Genomic DNA, 2,061 nt, shown 5'->3' with positions numbered 1-2,061 from the left:
CCCATCAGCAGGCGCGCGAGCACGTCCCAGGTCACCGAGCTGGTGCGGTCGTGGTACAGGGCGTGGATGGTGGCGGGCCGGAGGCCAGTGGCCTGAGCCAAAGCGGTCTGGCTCACGCGGTGCCGGCCCATCACTTCACTTAGGACACAGACGATGATGCCTGTGGGTTCGCCTGTGGCTCTGGGGGGCTGGGCCTGGGCGGTGCGCGTGGTGCGGAGGCGAGGGGTGGATGGGGTCTGCGTTGAAAGTCTCATGCCTTCACCGTAATTCCCCATGCGGGGTGAAACGCGGCCCAGAGGCAACAGGACGAGGGGGGGTGATTTGACCCTTTCTCAGGGTCAAATCAAGAGTGTATGACTTCACCCAATCTGGTTGGGAAAGGCCATGGGTCATCCCCAGGGGGATGGGACGGCGCACCTTCACCCTGAAATATTTTGGGGCGATTTGTCGTCCTGGTGGGCGAAAACCAGGGGGATGGAGTCATCCCCCTGCGCAGGCGTCTAGACCCGAAAAAACCTCAAGACAGAAGCCTCGGCCAGGTGCTGGGGGAGACTGTTTCTCTGAAGTTGGGGGAAATGGAGCGGTAAGTGTGCCGAGAAAATTGAACGCTGGAGCGTTGCCGCCAGCAAGCTAAAGGGCGGGAGTGTTCCCCCGATGTTTTCGCTGTTTCCCCTCAAGGCCCAATCGCTTACCGCATGGCTTGACCTTCAGCCCACCAGGAGGGAGAGAACGCCGATTTTAGTGCAGTGGCGAATGCGCCTCAAGCGTGTCCACCTCGGGGGCGTCGTGTCGTTCTTACAAACGGCCTGTTGTGGGCCAGGGGTCCCGCAGCCAGGGGCTGTCCGCATCTTCAAGGAGCCACCGCACCGTCTGGGCATAGCCCTTGTTTCTGACCCCCTCAATGATCCCCCCTGACTTCCAGAACTCCGCTCCCGCCCTGAAACTCTGCCCATAGTGTGCCCAGTCCCGGAAGGCCGCGTCCCGCGCCATCTGACCGCACTGTCCCAGCACCCGCCAGCCCTGCGCTTCACTCAGATATCCCAGCGCCACGCCCTGCGCAGCGATGTCCGCCGCCCGCGCTAGATCAAAGGCCAGTCCACCCACCTCGCCCACCTCACTTTCCCACTTGCGCACCACGGCGGCCAGGCGCTTGTTGAGGTCCCCCTTCCTATCCTCCGACTGCAACTGCTGACGCACCGCTTGATAGGGGGCGCGGTGGCCGCTGTCCAGCAGCCAGGCCAGACTGGACAGCGCTGAGGTGTGATCGGTGATGTCCCAGCCCTCCACCAGGGACTGGCGCAGTTCGTCTTCCTTTCCCGCTGGCGGCGTGAACTGGTAGAAGTACTCCAATGGGCGGCCCACGGCGGCATTCTCAAAAATTTGAATCCAAAGCTGAGCGAATGGAGCGCGCAAATTCAGGGCAAAGCGCTCAGCTTCACTGAGAGACAGGGCCGCCGTTTGCACCACCTGTTGGCGGGCTGCCATCTGTTCGGCCTGCTGCGCCTCACGCTCGGTCTTTTCCTGGGCCAGTTCCTCGTTGGCCTCCTGAATGCCCTCGCGTGCGCCTTCAAGCATCGCCTTGCCTGCCCACCAGATGAACGCCAGAACGATGCCCACCACGATGGGAATTACCAGTTGCCATAGGGTCACGCGCGCAGCATATCGTCAGAGCTGTGGGGGCCTGTGACGGAATAAGGAGGGCACAACGGTACTTTGCTTCCGGGTGGGGGAGGGCCCGTGAATCGTCCTCCAAGGGGCTGCATAGTGGGAAAGCTATGTCCGCTGTTTGATCTACCAGCCTTGGCCGTTGTGGGCCGCACAGTCGTGTAGCGCTAGCGTCAAGACGGGGGCATCTGGATTCCCGTCTAACCAGCCGTGCGTACCCCGTCCCAGCGCGCACAGGCCCTCCCCGTAGTTCTTCAGGTCGGGCTGGTGGACGTAGTCAAGTCACCACAAGGTTTTGATGCCCTTAGATGTACGGAAGTTTTTGCGATGGTTGACATGCACAATGGTCAGGGGCTGCAAGCGGGCCATGATGCGCCCGCCAAATATTGCGGCAAG

At 61.8% G+C, this 2,061-nt stretch carries 2 protein-coding genes; both read right to left on the bottom strand.

All coding sequences use genetic code 11. The features are described 5' to 3' along the window. Positions 1–254 (bottom strand): helix-turn-helix domain-containing protein (locus tag Q319_RS27720; protein ID WP_162178709.1); only part of this gene is annotated, 254 nt, incomplete at its 3' end. Between the two features lie 541 nt (positions 255–795). Then, positions 796–1,650, bottom strand: coding sequence for a DUF1266 domain-containing protein (locus Q319_RS0123300; protein WP_029484765.1), 855 nt, complete (start codon positions 1,648–1,650; stop codon positions 796–798). Positions 1,651–2,061 lie beyond the last annotated feature (411 nt).

This window comes from Deinococcus marmoris DSM 12784 (assembly GCF_000701405.1).
GTDB classification, from domain to species: domain Bacteria; phylum Deinococcota; class Deinococci; order Deinococcales; family Deinococcaceae; genus Deinococcus; species Deinococcus marmoris.
The sequence above is the reverse complement of the archived record's forward strand: the minus strand, read 5'-3'. Positions and strand labels throughout refer to the sequence as shown.